A 21,696-nucleotide genomic window follows, 5' to 3' on the forward strand; every position below is an offset into this window, starting at 1 on the left:
CCGGTGGCAACGAGCCAACCCGGCCGTCGAAGGACGCGTCCGCACGCGTCCGATTCGCAGTGACGGGTGCGGCCCCCAAACCGTCGTGCAAGACGCCGGAGACAAACTCGAAGACCGCAAAATGTTTTCGCCCTCACTCGATGAGGTTGAGTTCCGCATGTTTGTCTGCCGCCGTACGGGGCAATGTTTCATGAGAGGCGAACGCGTCGGCCGGCCTTCGCGTACGCCTAGGTCCCGTCGGTTCAGCCCGAGAGCCGACGGGGCCGCCCCAATTTCGGGCACGTTTTCGACCGCAACCGCCCGCGATACGCCTGAACCACGAGGTTTTCCAGGAGTACCGTGCGGCGTATGGATGACTCGGCGGGTGTGTGGATCCTGGGCGGTTGGCAAACCGATTTCGCCCGCAACCTCACCAAGGAGGGCCGCGACTTCGCCGACCTGACCGCGGAGGTAGTCCAGGGCACGCTCGCCGCGGCCAAGGTGAACCCAGCCGACATCCAAGTGGTCCACGTCGCGAACGCCTTCGGGGAGATGTTCGCCGGCCAGGGCCACCTCGGGGCGATGCCGGCCACTGTCTGCGCCGGCCTCTGGGACGCTCCGGCCTCCCGCCACGAGGCGGCGTGCGCGTCCGGCAGCGTCGCGACGCTGTCGGCGATGGCCGACCTGCGGTCGGGCGCCTACGACACCGCACTGGTGGTGGGGATCGAGCTCGAGAAGACGGTGCCCGGCGACACCGCGGCCCAGCACCTGGGTGCGGCCGCCTGGACGGGCCACGAGGGCGCCGACGCGCGTTACCTGTGGCCGTCGATGTTCGCCCAAGTCGCCGACGAATACGACCGGCGCTACGGCTTGGACGACGCACACCTGCGGGCGATCGCGCAGCTGAACTTCGCCAACGCGCGGCGTAACCCCAACGCCCAGACACGTGGATGGACGGTCCCCGACCCCATCACGGACGACGACGCCACCAATCCGATCACCGAGGGCCGGTTGCGGCGCTTCGACTGCAGCCAAATGACCGACGGCGCAGCAGGATTGGTTTTGGTCGGCGACGCCTACCTGCGCGAGCATCCCGGCGCGCGCCCGATCGGGCGCATCGAGGGCTGGGGGCACCGAACGGTGGGGCTGGGTCTGCGGCAGAAGCTGGACCGAGCCGTCGACGACCCCTACGTCCTTCCGCACGTACGGGCCGCGGTGCACGACGCGCTGCGCCGCGCCCGGCTGACACTGGACCACCTCGACGGGTACGAGGTACACGACTGCTTCACCCCCAGCGAGTATCTGGCCATCGACCACATCGGGCTGACCGGCCCCGGTGAGTCGTGGAAGGCCATCGAAAACGGTGAGATCGAGATCGGCGGCCGGCTGCCGATCAACCCCAGCGGCGGACTGATCGGCGGCGGCCATCCGGTCGGGGCGTCCGGCGTGCGCATGCTGCTCGACGCGGCCAAGCAGGTCAGCGGCGCTGCCGGGGAGTATCAGGTCGAGGGCGCCAAGACGTTCGGCACCCTTAACTTCGGCGGCAGCACCGCCACCACGGTGAGTTTCGTTGTCAGCACAGCAGAAAGCGTGTGACATGGACGTTGAGATCGTCGGCAAGTTCCTGTCCACCCTGCCCGAAGACGACGACCACCCGTACCGGACCGGACCGTGGCGTCCCCAGACCACCGAGTGGGACGCCGACGACCTCACCGCCGTGGAAGGGGAACTCCCCCGCGACCTGGACGGCATCTACCTGCGGAACACCGAGAATCCGCTGCACCCGGCGCTGAAGACGTATCACCCATTCGACGGCGACGGCATGCTGCACATGGTCGGCTTCCGTGACGGAAAGGCCTTCTACCGCAACCGCTTTATCCGTACCGACGGCTTCCTGGCGGAGAACGAAGCCGGGGGGCCGCTGTGGCCGGGGCTGGCCGAGCCGGTGCAATTGGCCAGGCGCGAGCAGGGGTGGGGTGCCCGTACCCGGATGAAAGACGCCTCGAGCACCGACGTCATCGTACACCGGGGCGTCGCACTGACCAGCTTCTACCAATGCGGCGACCTCTACCGGGTCAATCCGTACTCGGGCGAGACCCTGGGCAAGGAGAGCTGGAACGGGCGCTTCCCGACCGATTGGGGTGTGTCCGCGCACCCGAAGGTGGACAGCAAAACCGGTGAACTGCTGTTCTTCAACTACAGCAAGCGGGAGCCGTACATGCGCTACGGCGTGGTCGACGAGAACAGCGAGTTGGTCCACTACGTGGACATCCCGCTGCCCGGACCGCGGCTGCCGCATGACATGGCGTTCACCGAAAACTACGTGATTCTCAACGACTTCCCGCTGTTCTGGGACCCCGCCCTGCTCGAGCACGACGTGCACCTGCCGCGCTTCTATCCCGATATTCCATCGCGGTTCGCGATCCTCCCGCGCCGCGGGGGAACTGGTGACATCCGGTGGTTCGAGGCGGACCCGACGTTCGTGTTGCACTTCGTCAACGCCTACGAGGACGGTGACGAGATCGTCCTGGACGGTTTCTTCGAGGGCGATCCCTCCCCGCTGGACACGGGCGGGTCGAAGTGGGACAAGCTGTTTCGGTTCCTGGGGCTCGATCGCCTCCAGTCGCGGCTGCACCGTTGGCGTTTCAACCTGGCCACCGGGGCGGTGCGGGAAGAGCGGCTGTCGGAGTCCATCACAGAGTTCGGCACCATCAACCCGGACTATGCCGCGGGCGACTACCGATACGCCTATGCCGCCACCGGCAAGCCGGGCTGGTTCTTGTTCGACGGGCTGGTCAAACACGACCTGCGCACCGGAAACCAACAGGAATTCCGCTTCGGCGACGGCGTCTATGGAAGCGAAACGGCAATGGCGCCACGCGTCGGCGCCACCGGTGAGGACGACGGTTACCTGGTCAGCCTCACCACCGACATGAACACCGACGCCTCCTATTGCGTGATCTTCGACGCCGCCCGGATCGCCGATGGCCCGGTGTGCAAACTTCAACTGCCGGAGCGTATTTCGAGCGGAACCCATTCGACGTGGGCACCCGGCCACCAGCTGCGGCGCTGGGATACCACCGATTCGGCGGCAAGCGCGGTCGGGTTGTGATGGCCGTCCAGCATCCCCGCCGCACCACGCACTGGCCGGCACAGCTGGCGTCGCTCGGCGGCATTCGCTTCGCGCGCCGGTCGGCGAACTTCCACGAGACGGTGCGGTTCTACCGCGAGCTGGTGGGCTTGCCGCTCTTCGAGACCTTCGGTGACAGCTACGGCAGCAACGGCGCCATCTTCGGCCTGCCCAGCTGGAACCTGACCCTGGAGATCGTGGAATCCGTCGAGCCCGTCGCCGTGGACCACCACGAACAGTTGTGCCTGTACTTCCCCGACCAGCAGGCGCAACAGGCGGCGATCGCCCGGCTGCAAGCGGCGGGGGTCGAACCCGTCGAACAGCATCCGTACTGGGCGGCGACGGGCGCCGTCACCTACCGCGACCCCGACGGTCGCGAAATCGTGTTCGCGCCCTTCGTGTTCGGCGTCAACGAGCCGAGCGACAGCTCGACCTCGGGAACGCACGAGTTCCCTTCGCCCTGAGGTCTCAGCGGCCGGACCGACCAGAAGCCAGGGCCGCGATGACCGCCGCAACCGAGCAGACCACCGCACAGACCGCCGCGACCGCGCCGACATACAGGCCATATTGAGCCGATACCGGCGGATTCACGTTGAGCTTGTAGTACCACGCCGTCAGCGCGACAATCAACAGCGAAATCACCAGCGCGCCAACCGAAGCGAGCCTGACCGACAGTCCGCGGCCGACCATCGCCCCCGTAACCAACAGCGCGGAGGACAGCAGCACGATGAGCTGGCCCGCGCCGAACCCCCGCGGCAGTTCCAAGTTCCCGTGGGCGCCCCCAATGGCGTTTGCCCAGCCTCCGCCGTTGACCGCCGTCGTCAACCACGGCAGCCAGGCGCTGGCCGAAATCACCAACGCGAAGAGCGCCACCAGCCAACCAGGGCGCAGCCGGCGAGTCATGCAAGCGAGATTAGCCGACGCGGGACCGACCTCGGCGCCGTCATGCTCGCGTGGCGGCGGTCAGCGACGACCGCCGGAGCCGTTCATCCCTGGGTCGGGGCGGGTGAATACCGTGACGAAGTTCTGCAGCGACATGTCGATGTCGCCACGCAGCGCGGCGGCGACGATCATGCCGATCGGTCCGAACAGGGCGGGGCCGCCGAGGTGGACGTCGAAGCTGACGACCGAGCCTTCTTCCGCGGGCTGAACTTTGGCCATCAGCTTGACCTTGACGCCGCCGACGCCTTCACCGTTGAGCGTCATGCCTTCCGGCGGCTTGTAGCGCACGACCGTCCACCTGATCCGGTTGTACATGCCCTTGACTTCGACGATCGACTCCACGACCGTGCCCTTGTCGATGTCGTCGGGCAGTTTGCTGCGCCATACCCGATGGATGGTCAGCCAATCCTTGTAGCGGGACAGGTCGGAGGCATGCTTCCAGGCCACCTCGGGTGGCAGCGGGACGTCGATGGATCCGGAGAGTTTCGCCATGAGCTCAGTTCTGGTCGTCGCCTTTAGTCGCGGACTCGGCCGCTTTTTTGGCCTCTTCTTGCACTTTGTGGATGGTGTCGGAGTACTTCCCCTGCGTCTTCTCGTCGACGAATTCGCCGGCCTTGTCGATCGCGGTTCCGACCTTGTCGGCGTTCTGCGACAAAAGGTCTTTGGCCTTGTCCAGGAATCCCATGTACCCGTCCTTTCCCCGCCGAAATCCTACTTGGCGGCCGTTAGCGCCACAGCCGTGGCTGCTCGCCCAGCACCCGTGCCCGGATCCACCACATCGCCTCGATGGCGCCGGCGCCCAGCAGGCCGATCCCCACCGCGGTCGACGTCACCGCCACATCGGAGGGATCGAGCAGGAACGCCCGTCGGGCCAGCGGGATGCTGAAGATGACCACGTAGGCCAGGCCGGAGCCGATGACCAGCGCGACCCGCCACCACTGGTAGGGGCGCGCGACCACCGCGAGCACCCACAGCGCCGTCATCAGGAGCGTGATCAGGGCCGCGGTCGAGGCCTGCTCCTGTTGCTGGAATGTCGCGTGCCGGCCGTGATAGGCCACCAGGTAGGACCCGAAAGTCGCGGTGCCGACGATGAACCCGGAGGGCAGCGCCGAGCTCAGCACCCGCCGTACGAAGCCCGGGTAGGCGCGTTCGTTATTGGGGGCGAGCGACAGGATGAACGACGGGATCCCGATGGTGAACCACGCCGCGATGGTGACGTGTATCGGCTGAAACGGGTACAGCAAGGGATCGGCTTTGAGCGGTTTGGAAAACAGGCATTCGATGCCGACCAGCAGCGCCAGCAGCACCGAGTAGACGGTCTTGGTCAAGAACAGGTTGGCGACCCGCTCGATGTTGCCGATCACCCGCCGGCCCTCGCCGACGACATACGGCAGGGTGGCAAAACTGTTGTCCAGCAACACGATCTGCGCGACGGCGCGCGACGCCGGGCTGCCGGCGCCCATCGCGACGCCGATGTCGGCATCCTTGAGCGCCAGCACGTCGTTGACGCCGTCGCCGGTCATCGCAACCGTATGCCCGTGCGATTGCAGGGCGTGCACCATCGCCCGCTTCTGGTCAGGCCGCACCCGGCCGAAGGTGGTGTAGGCGTCCAGCGCATCGGCCAATTGCGCGGGCTCCGCCGGCAGCCGCCGCGCGTCCATCGTCTCCCCGCGCAGCCCGAGCTTGCCGGCTACCGCGCTGACCGACACCGCGTTGTCGCCGGAAATGACCTTGACCGAAACACCTTGCTCGGCAAAATAATCCAGTGTTTCCGCGGCGTCCGGGCGCACCCGCTGCTCGAGCACCACCAGCGCGACGGGGGTGACGCGGCCCGGTGCATCCGGATGGTCAACGGCGACGTCGCCTGTGCCGACCAGCAGCACCCGCAAACCCTGCGCGCCGATCCGCTCGGCCTGTTCGGCCGCCGCCGACGCCGGATCGAGCAGCACATCCGGCGCCCCGATCACCCAGTTGCCGTTGTCCCCGAAGGAGACCCCGCTCCACTTGGTGGCCGACTTGAACGGCGCGGTGGCCGTGGCGATCCAGCCGGGTGGGCGCTGATAGCTCTCGGCGATCGCCTGCATGCTCGCATTGGGGCGCGGGTCGGCGGCGGCCAACGCCGCCAGGGCGTCGGTGACCCTGTGCCGCCGTGCCGGTTCGAGTTCCTCGACACCCGCGACGCGCATGCCGTTCTCGGTCAGGGTGCCCGTCTTGTCCGCGCACACCACATCGACCCGGGCGAGTCCCTCGATGGCGGGCAGCTCCTGCACGAGGCACCGACGCTGCCCGAGCCGCACCACCCCGACGGCGAACGCGACCGACGTCAGCAAGACCAGGCCTTCGGGCACCATCGGGACCAGCGCACCCACGGTCCGGAGCACGGACTGCCGCCAGCCCGCGTGGGTGGTGAAAAACTGGGTGTAGATCGTCAGCAGGCCGGCCGGCACCAACAGGTAGGTGATGAACTGCAGGATCCGGTTGATCCCGTTGCGCAGTTCGGATTTGACCAACGTGAACTTGCTGGCCTCTTCGGCGAGCTTGGCGGCATAGGCCTCCGGTCCGACCTTGGTGGCGCGGTAGGCGCCCGTGCCGGCGACGACGAAGCTGCCTGACATCACCGCATCGCCGGTAGCCTTGCCCATCGGGTCGGCCTCGCCGGTCAGCAGTGACTCGTCGACCTCCAGATTCGCCTCTTCGACAATCTGACCGTCCACGACGACTTGGTCCCCCGGCCCGAGTTCGATGATGTCGTCGAGCACCACCTCGGAGGGCGACAGCGTGCGCGTCCCGGACTGCCTGCGCACCAACGGTTTCGCCTGTCCGACGATGGCCAGCGCATCCAGCGTCCGCTTGGCACGAATCTCCTGGACCATGCCGATGACGCTGTTGGCGATGATGAGCAGGCCGAACATCCCGTTGATCAGCGAGCCGGTCGCCAGCACGATCAGCAGCAACACCCCGAGGATTGCGTTGATCCGGGTGAAGACGTTGGCCCGCACGATGTCGGTGATGCTGCGGGTGGCGCGTTCGCGGACCGCGTTGCTCTTGCCGTCGGCGACCCGCTGCGCCACCTCGGCATCGGTCAGACCGGCGATCATCGGGTGAACGTTCCCAGCTTGTCCGAGTCGTAGTACTCCAGGTTGAGGGTAGCGGCCCGCGAACCAGAAAATGTGGCCTTGGAAATGGTTCCGGGCGGGGCGTTTTCGTCGGTCAGACCGAAGGTGAAGGTGTCGCCGTCCCAGTGCGTCAGCGTGACCGTCCGGTTCTTGGGGCCCATCGCCAGCTGCAGGGAGCCGTCGTGTTCGGTGACGACGGCCGGGCCCCAGTAGTCGCTGGCATACACGCCGGCGTAGTCGCTGAGCGGCCTGGCCGGCGCGGGGTTGGCCGGCGGCTGCTTGCCGACCAGCGACCCCTCCGGGTTGTTCAGCCAGCCGATCGCCTTCTGGTACAGAGCCCCCCAGTCCTCACGAATCTGGCCGTACTGCACAAGATCCATGAATTCGGCGGTCAATGTTTCCGGGATGCCATAGGGCGCGCCATTCGTCAGCGCGATGATGCCCAAGTCCTCCGAGGGCATCACCACAAAGTTTGTCGCCGCCCCCAAATCGAAAGCGCCGGAATGACTGTATTCGGTGCGGCCCGACGAGTCGACCGAAGCGTTGAAGCCGTATCCGTAGAAACCCGAGCGCGCCTTGGGCGTCTTCGCGGGCACCGAAACCGTCTGCGGGCTGGTGGCGGCCAGCAAGGCTTCCGGCGACGCAATCCGCTGGCCGTTGTAAGTTCCGTTGCCCAGCAACATCATCAGCCAGTGGGCCATGTCGTTCACCGAGGAGCTCACCCCGCCCGCGGGTGACTGCGGATCGGGGTCGCGCTGGAATCGGGCCTCCCACCTGTCGGCGACCTTGATGTGGTTGACCGCATGGTTGGGTCGTGCGACGAAGTCGGCGAATCGCGAGCTGGTCGATGTCATCCCCAGGGGGCGGTAGAGCACCTCGTTGGACAGGTCCTCCCATGACTTGCCCGCGGCGGCGGCCACCGCCTCAGCAGCAGCGGTTACCCCATAGTTGGTGTAGGCGTAGCTGATTCGAAACGGAGCCAACGGCAAGTACTTCAGCCGTTCGAGGGTCTGCCGACGGTCGTAGCCCAAGTCTTCGAGTTTGTCACCGGCATGGTCGGGCAGCCCCGAGCGATGGGAGTACAGGTCGGCGACGGTGACGTGGCCCGTGACGTAGGGATCGCTCAGCGTGAACCACGGCAGCTTCGCCGCCACCGGGGTGTCCCACGCGACGACGTTGTCGCTGACTTCGTGCGCGAGCACTGTCGAGCCGACCGACTTGGACACCGAAGCCAACTGGAAAACGGTGTCGGCGTCCACCTTATTGTCCTGGCCCTGCCCCTTGCTCACATCCTTGATGCCGAACCCCTTGGCGTACAGCACCTTTCCGCCGTGGATGATGGCCACGGCCATGCCCGGTACGCCGGTGCTCTTCATCAGGTCACCGACCAGGCCGTCGACCTTGGCGACCGCCTCGTCGATGCGGCCGGTGGGGATCGCGAGACCAGGCACCTCGTTGGGCGGCGCGTCAGAGAGCGCGGGCGGGCCGGATACCTGTCGGGCGGGCCCACATCCGGTCAGGCCGAGCAGCACCGTGGCAACGGCCGCGGCCGCGCGTTTCGTCATGGCGGAACTCTAGCGTGGGCAGGTCGGCAGGCCCCCGAATCAGAGCCGCCACCAGGGGTTCGATTTCGGCGGCGCCCCGGGATCGATGCGCTGGCCGGGGGCGGGAACCGCAATTTTGACGTGCTCCGGTTCCGCGGCGGCGAGCAAGCGTTCAACCGGCTCGGCCCACGGGTGGGGGGCCAGCCGGAAAGTGCCCCAATGAATCGGCACCAGCAGTCCGTCGCCGGTGAGGTCGAGGTGTGCCCGTACCGCTTCCTCGGGGTTCATGTGGACGTCGGGCCACGCGGTGTTGTAGGCGCCGATGGGCAACAGCGTCAGGTCGAACGGCCCGTGGTCGGCGCCGATCTGCGCGAAGCTCTTGGTGTAGCCGGTGTCACCGCCGAAGTAGGCGCGATGATTCGGACCGATGAATGTCCACGACGCCCACAGCGTGGTATTGCGATCCAGGAATCGACCCGAAAAGTGCCGCGCCGGCAGGCAAGTCACGGTCAGCTCGTCTACCAGGCCACTCTGATGCCAGTCGAGCTCGACGATGCGGTGCTCCGGTATCCCCCACGCGCGCAGGTGAGCGCCGACACCGAGCGGCACGAAGAACGGGGCCCGCTGCGTGTGGGCGAGCGCCGTCACCGTGTCCATATCGAGGTGGTCGTAGTGGTCGTGGCTGATCACCACCGCGTCGACGGCGGGCAGCCCTTCCAGTTGCACCGGCGGCGGGTGCAGCCGCTGCGGTCCGACGATGTCCGACGGTGAGCACCGGTCGCTCCAGACCGGGTCGGTGAGCACCCGGTAACCGTCGATTTCCAGCAGCGCCGTCGAGTGACCGAACCAGCTGACGGCGAGCCGGCCGGGGTCACCGTCGAAGATCGCGGGAGCGGCCAACGGGATTGGCGCCGAAGGACGGCTGACGCCCCGACTGCCGATGAGCTCCCACGCGACCAGCCGCAGTTCCTCGCGATCCATCAGGAAATTGGAGGCGGGGTCGAGGTTGACGAATGCGCCGTCGCGGTAGTTGGGCGACCCCTCCGCCACCGCCCTGATCGCGGCGGGGTGGGCGCCGAGGGCCGCCGGTGCGCCGTGCAGCGCCCGCACCACCCAGCCGCCGGCCGCCAGCGATGCCGTGCCGGCGGCCAGTCGCAGCGCCCCCCGCAGCATGACGGTCAGGCCCCCTGGAACTTCGGCGGTCGCTTCTCGATGCGGGCGACCTGGGCCTCGATGACGTCCTGGCTCCCCCACGCCTTGTCGAAGAGTTCCTTGTGCACCGGGCCGGCCTCCTCGATGGCGCCGTCGTCGTTCAGCACCCGCTTGGCGTGCTGAATCGCCAGCGGCGCCAGGCCGGCGATCTCGGTTGCCCAGGCTTGGGCGTCGGCCAGCGTTCCGATGCGGTTGGCCATTCCGGTCTGCAGCGCGACGTCGGCGGTCAGCTTCTCCGCGGCCAGCAGCATCGCGCGGGCTCGCCCGTGCCCGACCAGTGAAGACAGCCGGCGGATGCTCCAGTTATCAAGTGCCAGACCGTATTTCGATGTCGGGAACTGGAAGAACGCGTCCGGTGCGACGACCCGCAGATCGCATTGCATGGCCAGCTGCAGGCCCGCGCCGATGGCGGGGCCGTTGATGGCGGCGATCACCGGGATCAGCGTGGTATCCATCACCTTGTGCAGCTCGATCAGCCGGTCGGGATAGTCGGCCGCGAACGCGTCGCCGCTCAGGTCGGCGCCCGCGCAGAACGCCGTGCCCTGGCCGGTCAGCACGATGGCCCGCACGGAGCCGTCGCTCGCCTTCTGGAACGCCTCCCGCAGTTCCTCGACGAGCTCGGAATTCAGCGCGTTGCGGCGCTCGGGCCGCTGCAGCTCAATCGTCAGCACGGCTTCGGCCTGGGTAACACCGATCATGGCAGCCACCCTATATAGCCTCGTGTCGTGAGTCGTATCACGGCTGCTCAGCTGCGCGACGCGGTGCTGGACGAGGGCTCCTTCATCCGCTGGGACGGCCAGCCGCTCGCGGTGCCGGTCAGCGAGGCCTACGCGCGCGAACTGGCCGACGCCCGGGCGGCCACCGGCCTCGACGAGTCGGTGCTGACCGGCGAGGGCCGCATCTACGGACGCCGGGTCGCGGTGGTGGTCTGCGAGTTCGGCTTCCTCGGCGGCTCGATCGGGGTGGCCGCGGCGGAACGGATCACCGCCGCGGTGCAGCGAGCGACCGCCGAGGGCCTGCCGCTGCTGGCCTCGCCGAGCTCCGGGGGCACCCGCATGCAGGAGGGCACGGTCGCCTTCCTGCAGATGGTGAAGATCGCCGCCGCCGTCCGCCTGCACAAGCAAGCCCACCTGCCCTACCTGGTCTACCTGCGCAATCCCACCACCGGCGGGGTGTTCGCGTCGTGGGGTTCGCTCGGCCATGTCACCGTCGCCGAACCGGACGCCATGATCGGCTTCCTCGGGCCCCGGGTGTACCAGCTGCTCTACGGCGAACCGTTCCCCGAAGGCGTCCAGACGGCGGAGAACCTACAGCGCCACGGCGTGATCGACGGGGTCGTCCCGGTCGGCGAGCTGCGCCGGACGCTGGACCGCGCGCTGACCGTCATCGCCGACCCGGCCGATCCCCTACCTGCGGCGGCACCGCCCGAACCGCTCCCCGACGTGCCGGCGTGGGACTCGGTGGTGGCCTCGCGCCGCCCCGACCGGCCGGGTGTCGGGCTGCTGCTGCGCCACGGCGCCACCGATCGGGTGCTGCTGTCGGGCACGGGCCAGGGAGAAGCGGCGACGACCCTGCTGGCGCTGGCCCGTTTCGCCGGCCAGCCCGCGGTGGTGCTCGGACAGCAGCGGGTGACGGGCGGGATGGTGGGGCCCGCGTCGCTGCGCGAGGCCCGGCGCGGCATGGCGCTGGCCGCCGAGCTGCGCCTTCCGCTGGTGCTGGTGATCGACACCGCCGGTCCCGCGCTGTCGGCCGAGGCCGAACAGGGCGGGCTGGCCGGCCAGATCGCCCAGTGCCTGGCCGAGCTGGTGACCCTCGATACCCCGACGGTGTCGGTGCTGCTCGGCCAGGGCAGCGGCGGGCCGGCGCTGGCGATGGTGCCCGCCGATAGGGTGCTGGCCGCGCTGCACGCGTGGCTGGCGCCGCTCCCGCCCGAAGGCGCCAGTGCGATCGTCTTCCGGGACACCGCGCACGCCGCCGAACTTGCCGCGGCGCAAGGCATCCGGTCGGTCGACCTGCTGGCGTCGGGTATCGTCGACGCCGTCGTGCCGGAGCATCCCGACGCCGCCGACGAGCCGGTCGAGTTCTGCCAGCGACTTTCGCGCGCCGTCGCCGCCGAGCTGCACGCGCTGCGGGCGCTCCCCGCGGGCGAACGGCTCACGGCCCGCCTGCAGCGCTACCGCCGCATCGGATTGCCCTGACATTTCGCCGAGCGCCTTCACGACACGTAAACCACGCACACGAACGCCGCAAAACGCCGCGGTGGTTTACGTCTCGCGAGTCAGCCGTCCGGCAGCCCGAGGTAGCGCTGGATCGTCGGGCCGAGCCAGTCGACGATGTCGTCGCGGGTCATCTCCACGATCGGGGGTAGCCGTAACACGAAGCGGCACAACGCCATCCCCAGGATCTGGGTCGCGATCAGCCCCGCCCGCACAGCGGAATCTTGCGGCGGCACGAAGGAAGCCACCAGCGGCTGGATCTGGGTTCCGAAGATCTCCTGCATCCGTTGCGCCGCTTCGCCGTTGGTGGCGCTGGACCGCAGCAGGATGACCAGCGCCTCGTCGCCCTCCCAGCGTTCGAGAAAGTGCCGGACCAGCGACCGCCCGACCTGCGCCGGGTCGGTCGAGGCGAGGTCGGGAAACCGCAAGTCGAACTCGGCCGCCGCGGCGAACAGCTTGTCCTTGCTGCCGTAGTACCGCATGACCATCGCGGGATCGATGCCCGCGTCGGCGGCTATCGCCCGGATGGTCGCGCCCTGAAAACCGGCCGCGCCGAACCGCTCGCGGGCCGCCGCCAGAATCACTGCCTTGGTCTCCTCCGACGACCTTCTCATGCCAACGAGTGTAGGCCAACAACTGTTGACATAGCGCCGGCGGCGCGCAAGCATGGAGATATGCCAACAAGCGTTGACTTAACTCCCAGGGAGAGGAGCGGACCATGAAAGACACCGATGTCCTGGTGGTAGGCGCGGGCCCCACCGGTCTCACGCTCGCCGCCACACTGCTCAGCCGCGGAATTCGGGTGGTAATCGTCGACAAGTTGGCCGAGGGCGCGAACACGTCCCGCGCCGCCGCCGTCAACGCCCGCACCCTCGAGGTGCTCGAGGAGCTCGACGTGGCCCGGCGCATGGTCAAAGCGGGGCTGATCGCGCCGCGATTCACCATGCGGGAGGGCCGGCGCATCCTGATCCCCGTCGACTTCAGCGAGCTGCCGACGGACCATCCCTACACCCTGATGCTGTCCCAGGCCGACACCGAGCGGCTGCTGCTCGAGCGACTCCGGGAGTTAGGCGGTGACGTGGTCCGCCCCAAGACGCTGAGCCGCATCAGCCAGGACGCCACCGGCGTGACGGCCACATTCGACGACGGCGACACCATCAGGGCCGGCTACGCCGTCGGGGCGGACGGCATGAACAGCACGGTCCGGACGCAAGCCGGAATCGGCTTCACCGGTGGCCAATTCGCCGAGGCTTTCACACTCGCCGACGTCCGAGTTACCGGCGAAGCGCCCCGCAACGAGGTGATCCTGTTCTACGCCAAAGACGGCCTGACGGTGCTGGCCCCGCTGCCCGGCGACATCTTCCGTGTCGTCGCGCCGACCACCGAGGCGCCGCAGCTGCCGTCGGCGGAGTTTGTGCAGGCACTGCTGGACACCCGGGGCTTCGGGCCCGGGCAGACGGTGGTCACCGAGCTGGTCTGGGGGTCGCGGTTCCACATCCACCACCGCGTCGCCGACACGTACCGGGCCGGCCGATTGCTGCTGGCCGGCGACGCGGCGCACGTGCACAGCCCGGCGGGGGGCCAGGGCATGAACCTCGGGATCACCGACGCGGTGGCGCTGGCCGGGGCGCTCGCCGACGTTCTGGGGGGCGGCCCGGACGCCGCGCTGGATGCGTACAGCACCGCGCAGCGCCGCCGCGCCGAGCGGGTGCTGAAACTGACGGGACGGCTGACCCGGGTCGCGACCCTACCGCGCCCGTTGCGCCCCCTGCGCAACACGGGAATGCGCCTGGCCGCAGGGGTTCCCGCGGTGCGCCGGCAACTGGCGGTGCGGCTGAGCGGTCTCGCCACGGAATGACCCAAACCCGCACGGAGGCAACATCAATCAGAAACCGGTCACCCCGGACGCGAATGCCGCGTCACGCCAACCGATCTCGGGGTGACCCGCCCATACCAACGGGCAGTCGCGGCCTGGCGTCGAAAACGTAACCTTTTAGGCATCGACGGCCCGGCCAGGGCACCACCGCGGTCAACAATCAGGCAAGATGGGCGGCATGGACACTGGTGGCATCTCACCCCGCGTCTTGGTCGTCGACGACGACTCCGATGTGCTCGCGTCGCTGGAACGCGGCCTGCGGCTGTCCGGATTCGAGGTGTCGACCGCGGTCGACGGCGCCGAAGCCTTGCGCAGCGCCACCGAGACCCGGCCGGACGCGATCGTGCTCGACATCAACATGCCGGTGCTGGATGGCGTCAGCGTGGTCACCGCGCTCAGGGCGATGGACAACGACGTCCCGGTCTGCGTGCTGTCCGCCCGCAGCTCGGTCGACGACCGGGTCGCCGGACTCGAGGCCGGCGCCGACGACTACTTGGTCAAGCCGTTCGTGTTGGCCGAGCTCGTCGCGCGGGTGAAGGCGCTGCTTCGCCGTCGCGGCGCGACCGCCACCTCCTCCTCGGAGACAATCACTGTGGGCCCGCTCGAGGTGGACATCCCCGGCCGGCGCGCCCGCGTCAACGGCGTCGACGTCGACCTGACCAAGCGGGAGTTCGACCTGCTGGCGGTGTTGGCCGAGCACAAGACCGCGGTGCTGTCGCGCGCGCAGCTGCTGGAACTGGTGTGGGGTTACGACTTTGCCGCCGACACCAACGTCGTCGACGTGTTCATCGGGTACCTGCGCCGCAAGCTGGAGGCCAACGGCGGTCCCCGGCTGCTGCACACCGTCCGCGGAGTAGGGTTCGTGCTGCGTATGCAGTAACCAGGCGGGCTCCATGAATTTCCTATCCCGCATCCTGACCCGTACGCCTTCGCTGCGCGCCCGGGTCGTGGTCGCGACCGTCATCGGCGCCGCCATTCCCGTGCTCATCGTCGGGATCGTCGTCTGGGTGGGCATCACCAACGACCGCAAGGAGCGGCTGGACCGCCGCCTCGACGAGGCCGCGGGCTTCGCGATCCCCTTCCTGCCGCGCGGCCTCGACGAAATCCCGCGCTCCCCCAACGACAACGACGCCATCATGACGGTCCGCCGCGGCGACCAGGTCAAGTCGAACACCGATGTGACGCTGCCCAAGTTGGACGTCGATTACGCCGACGCCTACGTCAAAGGCGTGCGGTACCGGGTGCGGACGGTAGAGATCCCTGCGCCGGAGCCCACGTCGCTGGCTGTGGGCGCGACGTATGACGCGACCCTCGCCGAAACCAACAATCTGCACCGGCGAGTACTGCTGATCTGTGGCTTCGCCATCGGCGCGGCGGCCGTGTTCGCCTGGTTGCTGGCCGCATTCGCGGTGCGCCCGTTCAAACAGCTCGCGCAGCAGACGCGATCGATCGATGCCGGCGACGAGGCGCCGCGGGTGGAGGTGCACGGCGCCACCGAGGCCGTCGAGATCGCCGAGGCCATGCGGGGCATGCTGCAGCGCATCTGGGATGAGCAGATCCGGACCAAGGAGGCGCTGGCGTCGGCCCGCGACTTCGCCGCCGTGTCGTCGCACGAGCTGCGCACGCCCTTGACGGCGATGCGCACCAACCTCGAGGTGCTGGCCACCCTGGACATGCCCGACGACCAACGCAAAGAGGTGCTGAGCGACGTCATCCGCACCCAGTCGCGGATCGAGGCCACCCTGAGCGCCCTCGAGCGGCTGGCCCAGGGCGAACTGTCGACATCCGACGATCAGGTGCCGGTCGACATCACCGAGCTGCTTGACCGCGCCGCCCACGACGCGATGCGCATCTACCCCGACCTCGACGTGTCGCTGGTGCCGTCGCCGACGTGCATCATCGTCGGATTGCCGGCCGGATTGCGCCTGGCGGTGGACAACGCGATCGCCAACGCCGTCAAGCACGGCGGCGCGACCCGCGTCCGCCTCTCGGCGGTCAGCTCGCGCGCCGGGGTGGAGATCGCCATCGACGACAACGGCAGCGGCATACCCGAAGACGAACGCCAAGTCGTCTTCGAGCGATTCTCCCGCGGGTCGACCGCCTCACACTCCGGGTCGGGCCTGGGGCTGGCGTTGGTGGCACAGCAGGCCCACCTGCACGGCGGAACCGCTGCGCTGGAAAGCAGCCCGCTGGGCGGCGCGCGCCTGGTGTTGCGCCTACCCGGCCCGAGCTAGCGCTTAGGGTGCCGGAGCGCGAGCGACGCCGTCGGGATCTTCGTCGTGGCAGGCTCCGAATCAGCTATGGCACAAGGGTTTCGCCTCCGTCGGTTGGTTGGCCTGCGCCGCTCGCCCGGTGGGCGATGGGCAACCTAGCGATCCGGCCCACGCCCCGGTCGGGCACACTGGAGCGATGGCCAACGGCAACAAACCGACCGACAACGAAACCCTGGCACACATCCGCGAGCTGGTCGCACAGGAGAAAGCCCTGCGGGAGCAGCTGCAAAACCGCGACATCTCCGAATCGGAGGAACACGACCGCCTGCGCCGGCTGGAGGTCGAGCTGGACCAGTGTTGGGACCTGCTGCGGCAGCGGCGGGCGCTGCGTGAAACCGGCGGTGACCCCCGGGAGGCCGAGGTTCGTCCGCCCGGCGAGGTGGAGGGCTACCTGAACTGAGCCATCACGCGGCAAATGGCGGGGCCTTGGACGCCATAGTGGTTGGTGGCGGTCACAACGGCCTGGTCGCTGCGGCGTACCTGGCTCGCGCGGGCCTTCGGGTGCGGTTGCTGGAGCGGCAGGGTCACATCGGCGGGGCCGCGGTCTCGGCCCAGGCCTTCGACGGTGTCGGCGTCCGGCTCTCCCGCTACTCCTACCTGGTCAGCTTGTTGCCGGCCCGCATCGTCGACGACCTGGGTGCGGGGGTGCGGCTGGCCCGGCGGCGGTATTCCTCGTACACGCCCGACCCCGACGCCGATGGCCGCGGCGGGCTGTTGATCGGTGCGGCCGGCAACACGTTCGCCGCGATCGGCGCCGGCCCCGATGAGCAAGGGTTCGCCTCCTTCTACCGACGCTGCCGACTGGTGACCCAACGGCTATGGCCGACACTGCTGGAACCGCTGCGCACCCGCGAGCAGGCCCGCCTGCATGTCTCGGGAAGCGGTGACAGCGAGGCGCCGGCCGCGTGGCGCGCGTTGATCGACGAGCCGATCGGGCACGCCATCACCGCCGCCGTCGGCAACGACGTGGTCCGCGGTGTGGTCGCGACCGACGCGCTGATCGGAACGTTCGCGCGCCTCGACGACCCGTCGCTGATGCAGAACGTCTGCTTCCTCTATCACGTACTGGGCGGCGGCACCGGGGACTGGGATGTTCCCGTCGGCGGGATGGGCGCACTGACCGATGCCCTGGCAACGGCCGCCGTCCGCCATGGCGCCGAAATCATCACTGGCGCAGAGGTTTACAATGTCGAACCCGACGGCTTGGTGCGCTACCGCACCGGCGATGAGGAACACCTGATAAGGGGTCGGTTCGTCCTCGCCGGTGTCACACCCGCGGTATTGGCAGGCCTGCTCGGCGAACGGCCGCCGACCCCCGCCCAGGGCGCGCAGGTCAAGGTGAACATGGTGCTGCGACGACTGCCCCGATTGCGCGACGACGGCGTCACCCCCGAACAGGCCTTCGCCGGGACGTTCCATGTGAACGAGACCTGGACCCAACTGGACGCCGGATATTCGCGCGCGGCGGCCGGGCATATCCCGAAACCGCTACCGTGCGAAGCCTATTGCCATTCGCTGACCGACCCGAGCATCTTGTCGGCCGACCTGCGCGAATCGGGCGCGCACACGATGACGGTGTTCGGTCTGCACACCCCGCACTCGCTTTTCGACGGCAACTACTCCGGCGCCCTGCGTGACCGGTTGACCGAGTCGGTCCTGGCGTCACTGAATTCCGTTCTGGCCGAACCCATTCAGGACGTGTTGATGAGCGACGCCCAGGGCCGGCCATGCATCGAGACGACGACCACCCTGGACTTGCACCGCACACTCGGGATGACGGCCGGCAACATCTTCCATGGCGGCCTGTCGTGGCCGTTCGCGGACGACGACGACCCGCTGAACACGCCCGCGCGGCAATGGGGGGTGGCGACCGCACATGAGCGGATCATGCTGTGCGGCTCCGGCGCCCGCCGCGGCGGCGCAGTGTCGGGCATCGGCGGGCACAACGCCGCCATGGCGGTGCTGGCCTCGCTCTGCTGATGACCCGATCGGTGGCGACCTGGCGACCCGATTCGCCCGGCTACGCCGCGCTCGCGATCGCCACTAGCTCGTCGGTGGCGACCCGCAGCGCCCGGCTACGCCGCGCTCGCGATCGCCACTAGCGCGCGTCGATGGTGGTGTAGTCGCGCTCGGTGTAACCGGTGTAGATCTGGCGCGGGCGGCCGATCTTGCTGTCACCCTCGTCGTGCATCTCACGCCAGTGCGCGACCCAGCCGGGCAGCCGGCCCAGCGCGAACAGCACGGTGAACATCCGGACGGGGAAGCCGAGGGCCCGGTAGATCAGCCCGGTGTAGAAGTCGACGTTCGGGTACAGCTTGCGCTCGATGAAGTAGTCATCGGTCAGCGCCGCCTCTTCCAGCTCCTTGGCGATGTCCAGCAGCGGGTCGCCGCCGAGCTTGGCCAGGATCTTGTCGGCCTGCTCCTTGACGATCCGGGCGCGCGGGTCGTAGTTCTTGTAGACGCGGTGGCCGAAGCCCATCAGCTTGACACCCTCTTCGCGGTTCTTCACCTTGCGGACGAACTCGCTGACGTCGTCGCCACTTTCGCGGATCTGGTCGAGCATCTCGAGCACCGCCTGGTTGGCGCCGCCGTGCAGCGGCCCCCACAGCGCGTTGATGCCGCCGGAGATCGAGGTGAACAGGTTGGCCCGCGACGAGCCCACCAGCCGAACCGTCGACGTCGAGCAGTTCTGCTCGTGGTCGGCGTGCAGGATGAGCAGCATGTCCAGCGCCCGCACGACTTCGGGGTCGGCCTGGTAGGGCTCCGCCGGTAGCCCGAACGTCATGCGGAGGAAGTTCTCCACCAGCGACAGCGAGTTGTCCGGGTAGAGGAAGGGCTGCCCGACGGACTTCTTGTAGGCGTACGCGGCGATGGTGGGCAATTTGGCGAGCAGGCGGATGGTCGACAGCTCGACCTGCCTGTTGTCCATCGGGTCGAGCGCGTCGGGGTAATAGGCGCTCAACGCGTTCACCACGCTGGACAGCACCGGCATGGGATGCGCATTGCGGGGGAAGCCGTCGAAGAAGCGCTTCAGGTCCTCGTGCAGCATGGTGTGCAGCTGGATCCGCTGGGTGAACTCCGCGAGCTGGTCCTTGTCGGGCAGCTCGCCGTAGATCAGGAGGTAGCTCACCTCGATGAAGGTCGACTTCTCGGCGAGCTGCTCGATCGGGTAGCCGCGGTAACGCAGAATCCCGGCGTCACCGTCGATGTAGGTGATGGCGCTCTTGCAGGCGGCGGTGTTGACGAAGCCGTTGTCGAAGGTGGTGTGCCCGGTTTTGGACAACAGGGAACCGAGCGCAATCCCGTCAGCACCTTCGGTGGCGCGAACGATCTCCAGATCGATCTCGCCCCCCGGGTACTTCAGAGTTGCGGTGTCGTCGGTGTCGGCCACGAGAACCCCTTTGCGCTCTGGCTGGTATGGCTGCCCTGACTAGGTGCTTATAGGTGAAGGTAGTCGTTGTCGCGTTCGCATGCCTGCCCGGGGTCGGGTCTGTCCCGTCGCACCGGCCCCCGGGACGGGCTAGGGCTGGAGGCGCTCGACGTGAGCACCGGTGACCCGGATCCGGTTATGCAACCGGTTCTCCCGGCCCTGCCAGAACTCGACCGACTCCGGAGCAAGCAGATAGCCGCCCCACCCCGGCGGCACCGGAATCTGTTCCCGGTCGGCGAAGCGGGCGGTGACCTCGGCCAGCTGGTCGAGCAGCGCCGCGCGTGACGCGATCGGACGGGATTGGTGCGATGCCCACGCGCCAAGCTGGGAGCCGCGGGGCCGCTTGGACCAGTAGTCCTCGGTGGCCTCTGGCGTGACCTTGCTCACCGGACCGCGGAGGTGAACCTGCCGGCCCAGCTGGTACCAGGGAAATGTCACCGACGCGTACGGCGTCGCCGCGAGGTCGGCGCCCTTGGCCGAGTCATAGTTGGTGAAAAATGTGATTCCGGACTCGTCGACGCTTTTGCACAACACCGATCGGCTCGTCGGCCGGCCGTCGGCAACGGTGGCCAGCACCATGGCGTTCGGTTCGGCGACGCCGGACCGCTCGGCTTCGTCGATCCATTTGCGCAACAAGGCAACCCAACCGTCGTCTAGCCAATCCGCGTCGAGATCGGGACTACCGTCCTTCTCCACCGATCCGTATTCCACGCGCATCCTCTGCAGGCGCTCGGAGTCTGGTCCTGCCATCGCGCCAACGCTACCGGGGCTTGCTACCGGCCGGTAGCGTCGGCGCGAACGTGGGGTGCGAGAATTTTCCTATGACTGTGGTCCCCGAAGACTTTGTCCCCGGCCTCGAAGGGGTCGTCGCCTTCACCACCGAAATCGCCGAACCGGATAAGGACGGCGGCGCGCTGCGCTACCGCGGTGTCGACATCCAGGACCTGGTGGATCAGCAGGTCACCTTCGGCGACGTGTGGGCCCTGCTGGTCGACGGCAAGTTCGGCCACGGATTGCCGCCCGCCGAGCCGTTCCCGCTGCCCATCCACACCGGTGACGTGCGCGTCGACGTGCAGGCGGGCCTGGCGATGCTGGCCCCGATCTGGGGTTACCGGCCCCTGCTCGACACCGACGACGACACCGCCCGCGACCAGCTGGCCCGGGCCTCGGTGATGGCCTTGTCCTACGTGGCGCAGTCCGCCCGCGGCATCTACCAGCCCGCGGTCCCGCAGCGGGTGATCGATGAATGCGACACCGTCACAGCCCGTTTCATGACCCGCTGGCAGGGCGAGCCGGACCCGAGGCACGTCGAGGCGATCGACGCCTACTGGGTCTCGGCCGCCGAGCACGGCATGAACGCCTCGACGTTCACCGCGCGGGTGATCGCCTCGACCGGCGCCGACGTGGCCGCGGCGTTGTCCGGGGCGATCGGGGCAATGAGCGGACCGCTGCACGGCGGGGCGCCGGCGCGGGTCCTGCCGATGATCGAAGAGGTCGAACGCACCGGTGACGCCCGCGGGCTGGTCAAGAAGATCCTGGACAGCGGCGACAAGCTGATGGGCTTCGGCCACCGCGTCTACCGCGCCGAGGACCCGCGCGCGCGGGTGCTGCGTGCGACCGCCGAGCGGCTGAAGGCTCCGCGCCACGAGGTCGCGGTCGCCCTCGAGCAGGCCGCCCTCGCCGAGCTGCGCGAGCGACGTCCGGACCGGGCCATCGAGACCAACGTCGAGTTCTGGGCGGCGGTGATCCTCGACTTCGCGCAGGTACCGGCCAACATGATGCCGGCGATGTTCACCTGCGGACGCACCGCCGGCTGGTGCGCGCACATCCTCGAGCAGAAGCGGCTCGGCAAGCTGGTGCGCCCGTCGGCGATCTATGTCGGACCGGGCCCACGCAGCCCGGAATCGGTCGAGGGTTGGACCCGCAGCCTCACCAACGCCTGAGGCGGCGCCGGTTGTCGGTTCCCGGCGATTAAATG

At 68.3% G+C, this 21,696-nt stretch carries 20 protein-coding genes; 10 read left to right on the top strand and 10 right to left on the bottom strand.

Going from position 1 to position 21,696, the window contains the following annotated elements; genetic code table 11:
- Positions 1-348 precede the first annotated feature (348 nt).
- From A5756_RS22330 to A5756_RS22340, 3 genes are read left to right on the top strand one after another with little or no spacing between them, the layout of a single operon-like run.
- Complete coding sequence (locus tag A5756_RS22330) at positions 349-1,575, top strand: acetyl-CoA acetyltransferase (RefSeq protein WP_066957549.1); 1,227 nt, start codon at positions 349-351, stop codon at positions 1,573-1,575.
- Position 1,576: 1 nt separating this feature from the next.
- Positions 1,577-3,091 carry a carotenoid oxygenase family protein gene (locus tag A5756_RS22335; RefSeq protein WP_066957551.1) on the top strand — a complete coding sequence of 505 codons (1,515 nt, stop codon included), beginning with the start codon at positions 1,577-1,579 and terminating at the stop codon, positions 3,089-3,091.
- Positions 3,091-3,573, top strand: a complete 483-nt coding sequence (locus A5756_RS22340) for a VOC family protein (RefSeq protein WP_066957553.1) — start codon at positions 3,091-3,093, stop codon at positions 3,571-3,573. Before A5756_RS22335 ends, A5756_RS22340 begins: the two co-directional genes overlap by 1 nt.
- A gap of 4 nt (positions 3,574-3,577) precedes the next feature.
- Here the strand turns inward: A5756_RS22340 and A5756_RS22345 are convergent, their stop codons facing one another.
- The 7 genes from A5756_RS22345 to A5756_RS22375 are packed head-to-tail and all read right to left on the bottom strand — an operon-like array spanning position 3,578 to position 10,621.
- Entirely contained in the window at positions 3,578-4,012 is a 435-nt protein-coding gene (locus tag A5756_RS22345) for a hypothetical protein (protein WP_066957555.1), read from the bottom strand.
- A 60-nt stretch (positions 4,013-4,072) separates the two neighbouring features.
- Positions 4,073-4,543, bottom strand: a complete 471-nt coding sequence (locus A5756_RS22350; protein WP_066957557.1) for an SRPBCC family protein — start codon at positions 4,541-4,543, stop codon at positions 4,073-4,075.
- A gap of 4 nt (positions 4,544-4,547) precedes the next feature.
- Positions 4,548-4,736, bottom strand: a complete 189-nt coding sequence (locus A5756_RS22355; protein WP_066957559.1) for an antitoxin — start codon at positions 4,734-4,736, stop codon at positions 4,548-4,550.
- Positions 4,737-4,776: 40 nt separating this feature from the next.
- Positions 4,777-7,149, bottom strand: a complete 2,373-nt coding sequence (locus A5756_RS22360; RefSeq protein ID WP_066957561.1) for a cation-translocating P-type ATPase — start codon at positions 7,147-7,149, stop codon at positions 4,777-4,779.
- Positions 7,146-8,732, bottom strand: a complete 1,587-nt coding sequence (locus A5756_RS22365; RefSeq protein ID WP_066957563.1) for a serine hydrolase — start codon at positions 8,730-8,732, stop codon at positions 7,146-7,148. The genes A5756_RS22360 and A5756_RS22365 overlap by 4 nt, the downstream gene beginning before the upstream one ends.
- A 39-nt stretch (positions 8,733-8,771) precedes the next feature.
- Positions 8,772-9,884 (bottom strand): MBL fold metallo-hydrolase, encoded by a 1,113-nt coding sequence (locus A5756_RS22370; protein WP_066957565.1) that lies wholly within the window; start codon positions 9,882-9,884, stop codon positions 8,772-8,774.
- A gap of 5 nt (positions 9,885-9,889) precedes the next feature.
- On the bottom strand, positions 9,890-10,621 hold the full coding sequence (locus tag A5756_RS22375) for an enoyl-CoA hydratase (protein WP_066957567.1): 732 nt from the start codon (positions 10,619-10,621) through the stop codon (positions 9,890-9,892).
- Between the two features lie 27 nt (positions 10,622-10,648).
- Here A5756_RS22375 and A5756_RS22380 point away from each other — a divergent pair, with 27 nt between their 5' ends.
- Entirely contained in the window at positions 10,649-12,121 is a 1,473-nt protein-coding gene (locus A5756_RS22380; RefSeq protein ID WP_066957569.1) for a carboxyl transferase domain-containing protein, read from the top strand.
- An 80-nt stretch (positions 12,122-12,201) separates the two neighbouring features.
- Here A5756_RS22380 and A5756_RS22385 read toward each other — a convergent pair whose 3' ends face one another.
- On the bottom strand, positions 12,202-12,753 hold the full coding sequence (locus A5756_RS22385) for a TetR/AcrR family transcriptional regulator (protein ID WP_066957571.1): 552 nt from the start codon (positions 12,751-12,753) through the stop codon (positions 12,202-12,204).
- Between the two features lie 104 nt (positions 12,754-12,857).
- On the opposite strand from A5756_RS22385, the gene A5756_RS22390 reads away from it, so the two are divergent.
- The 5 genes from A5756_RS22390 to A5756_RS22410 all read left to right on the top strand — a co-directional run bounded on the left by A5756_RS22390 (position 12,858) and on the right by A5756_RS22410 (position 18,268).
- A complete protein-coding gene (locus A5756_RS22390) occupies positions 12,858-13,997 on the top strand; it encodes an NAD(P)/FAD-dependent oxidoreductase (protein WP_066957572.1) in 1,140 nt (379 codons plus the stop codon).
- 187 nt (positions 13,998-14,184) lie between these two features.
- On the top strand, positions 14,185-14,895 hold the full coding sequence (gene prrA / locus A5756_RS22395; RefSeq protein WP_156349628.1) for a two-component system response regulator PrrA: 711 nt from the start codon (positions 14,185-14,187) through the stop codon (positions 14,893-14,895).
- A gap of 13 nt (positions 14,896-14,908) precedes the next feature.
- Positions 14,909-16,249 carry a HAMP domain-containing sensor histidine kinase gene (locus tag A5756_RS22400; protein ID WP_066957574.1) on the top strand — a complete coding sequence of 447 codons (1,341 nt, stop codon included), beginning with the start codon at positions 14,909-14,911 and terminating at the stop codon, positions 16,247-16,249.
- A 175-nt stretch (positions 16,250-16,424) separates the two neighbouring features.
- Positions 16,425-16,688, top strand: a complete 264-nt coding sequence (locus A5756_RS22405; protein WP_066957576.1) for a DUF2630 family protein — start codon at positions 16,425-16,427, stop codon at positions 16,686-16,688.
- 26 nt (positions 16,689-16,714) lie between these two features.
- A complete protein-coding gene (locus A5756_RS22410) occupies positions 16,715-18,268 on the top strand; it encodes an NAD(P)/FAD-dependent oxidoreductase (RefSeq protein WP_066957578.1) in 1,554 nt (517 codons plus the stop codon).
- 118 nt (positions 18,269-18,386) lie between these two features.
- Here A5756_RS22410 and A5756_RS22415 read toward each other — a convergent pair whose 3' ends face one another.
- On the bottom strand, positions 18,387-19,679 hold the full coding sequence (locus A5756_RS22415) for a citrate synthase (protein WP_066957580.1): 1,293 nt from the start codon (positions 19,677-19,679) through the stop codon (positions 18,387-18,389).
- 129 nt (positions 19,680-19,808) lie between these two features.
- Entirely contained in the window at positions 19,809-20,468 is a 660-nt protein-coding gene (gene pdxH, locus A5756_RS22420) for a pyridoxamine 5'-phosphate oxidase (RefSeq protein ID WP_066957581.1), read from the bottom strand.
- A 71-nt stretch (positions 20,469-20,539) separates the two neighbouring features.
- On the opposite strand from pdxH, the gene A5756_RS22425 reads away from it, so the two are divergent.
- On the top strand, positions 20,540-21,661 hold the full coding sequence (locus A5756_RS22425) for a citrate synthase 2 (RefSeq protein ID WP_066957583.1): 1,122 nt from the start codon (positions 20,540-20,542) through the stop codon (positions 21,659-21,661).
- Positions 21,662-21,696 lie beyond the last annotated feature (35 nt).

Source organism: Mycobacterium sp. 852002-53434_SCH5985345 (assembly GCF_001667155.1).
Taxonomy (GTDB): Bacteria; Actinomycetota; Actinomycetes; order Mycobacteriales; family Mycobacteriaceae; genus Mycobacterium.

Excerpts from the sequence above, each read along its gene's own strand:
- A5756_RS22400 (WP_066957574.1), top strand. The coding sequence starts at position 14,909 with ATGAATTTCCTATCCCGCATCCTGACCCGTACGCCTTCGCTGCGCGCC.
- A5756_RS22365 (WP_066957563.1), bottom strand. The coding sequence starts at position 8,732 with ATGACGAAACGCGCGGCCGCGGCCGTTGCCACGGTGCTGCTCGGCCTG.
- A5756_RS22355 (WP_066957559.1), bottom strand. The coding sequence starts at position 4,736 with ATGGGATTCCTGGACAAGGCCAAAGACCTTTTGTCGCAGAACGCCGAC.
- A5756_RS22370 (WP_066957565.1), bottom strand. The coding sequence starts at position 9,884 with ATGCTGCGGGGGGCGCTGCGACTGGCCGCCGGCACGGCATCGCTGGCG.
- A5756_RS22375 (WP_066957567.1), bottom strand. The coding sequence starts at position 10,621 with ATGATCGGTGTTACCCAGGCCGAAGCCGTGCTGACGATTGAGCTGCAG.
- A5756_RS22405 (WP_066957576.1), top strand. The coding sequence starts at position 16,425 with ATGGCCAACGGCAACAAACCGACCGACAACGAAACCCTGGCACACATC.
- A5756_RS22360 (WP_066957561.1), bottom strand. The coding sequence starts at position 7,149 with ATGATCGCCGGTCTGACCGATGCCGAGGTGGCGCAGCGGGTCGCCGAC.
- A5756_RS22330 (WP_066957549.1), top strand. The coding sequence starts at position 349 with ATGGATGACTCGGCGGGTGTGTGGATCCTGGGCGGTTGGCAAACCGAT.
- A5756_RS22390 (WP_066957572.1), top strand. The coding sequence starts at position 12,858 with ATGAAAGACACCGATGTCCTGGTGGTAGGCGCGGGCCCCACCGGTCTC.
- prrA (WP_156349628.1), top strand. The coding sequence starts at position 14,185 with ATGGGCGGCATGGACACTGGTGGCATCTCACCCCGCGTCTTGGTCGTC.
- A5756_RS22385 (WP_066957571.1), bottom strand. The coding sequence starts at position 12,753 with ATGAGAAGGTCGTCGGAGGAGACCAAGGCAGTGATTCTGGCGGCGGCC.
- A5756_RS22345 (WP_066957555.1), bottom strand. The coding sequence starts at position 4,012 with ATGACTCGCCGGCTGCGCCCTGGTTGGCTGGTGGCGCTCTTCGCGTTG.
- A5756_RS22350 (WP_066957557.1), bottom strand. The coding sequence starts at position 4,543 with ATGGCGAAACTCTCCGGATCCATCGACGTCCCGCTGCCACCCGAGGTG.
- A5756_RS22425 (WP_066957583.1), top strand. The coding sequence starts at position 20,540 with ATGACTGTGGTCCCCGAAGACTTTGTCCCCGGCCTCGAAGGGGTCGTC.
- A5756_RS22335 (WP_066957551.1), top strand. The coding sequence starts at position 1,577 with ATGGACGTTGAGATCGTCGGCAAGTTCCTGTCCACCCTGCCCGAAGAC.
- pdxH (WP_066957581.1), bottom strand. The coding sequence starts at position 20,468 with ATGGCAGGACCAGACTCCGAGCGCCTGCAGAGGATGCGCGTGGAATAC.
- A5756_RS22340 (WP_066957553.1), top strand. The coding sequence starts at position 3,091 with ATGGCCGTCCAGCATCCCCGCCGCACCACGCACTGGCCGGCACAGCTG.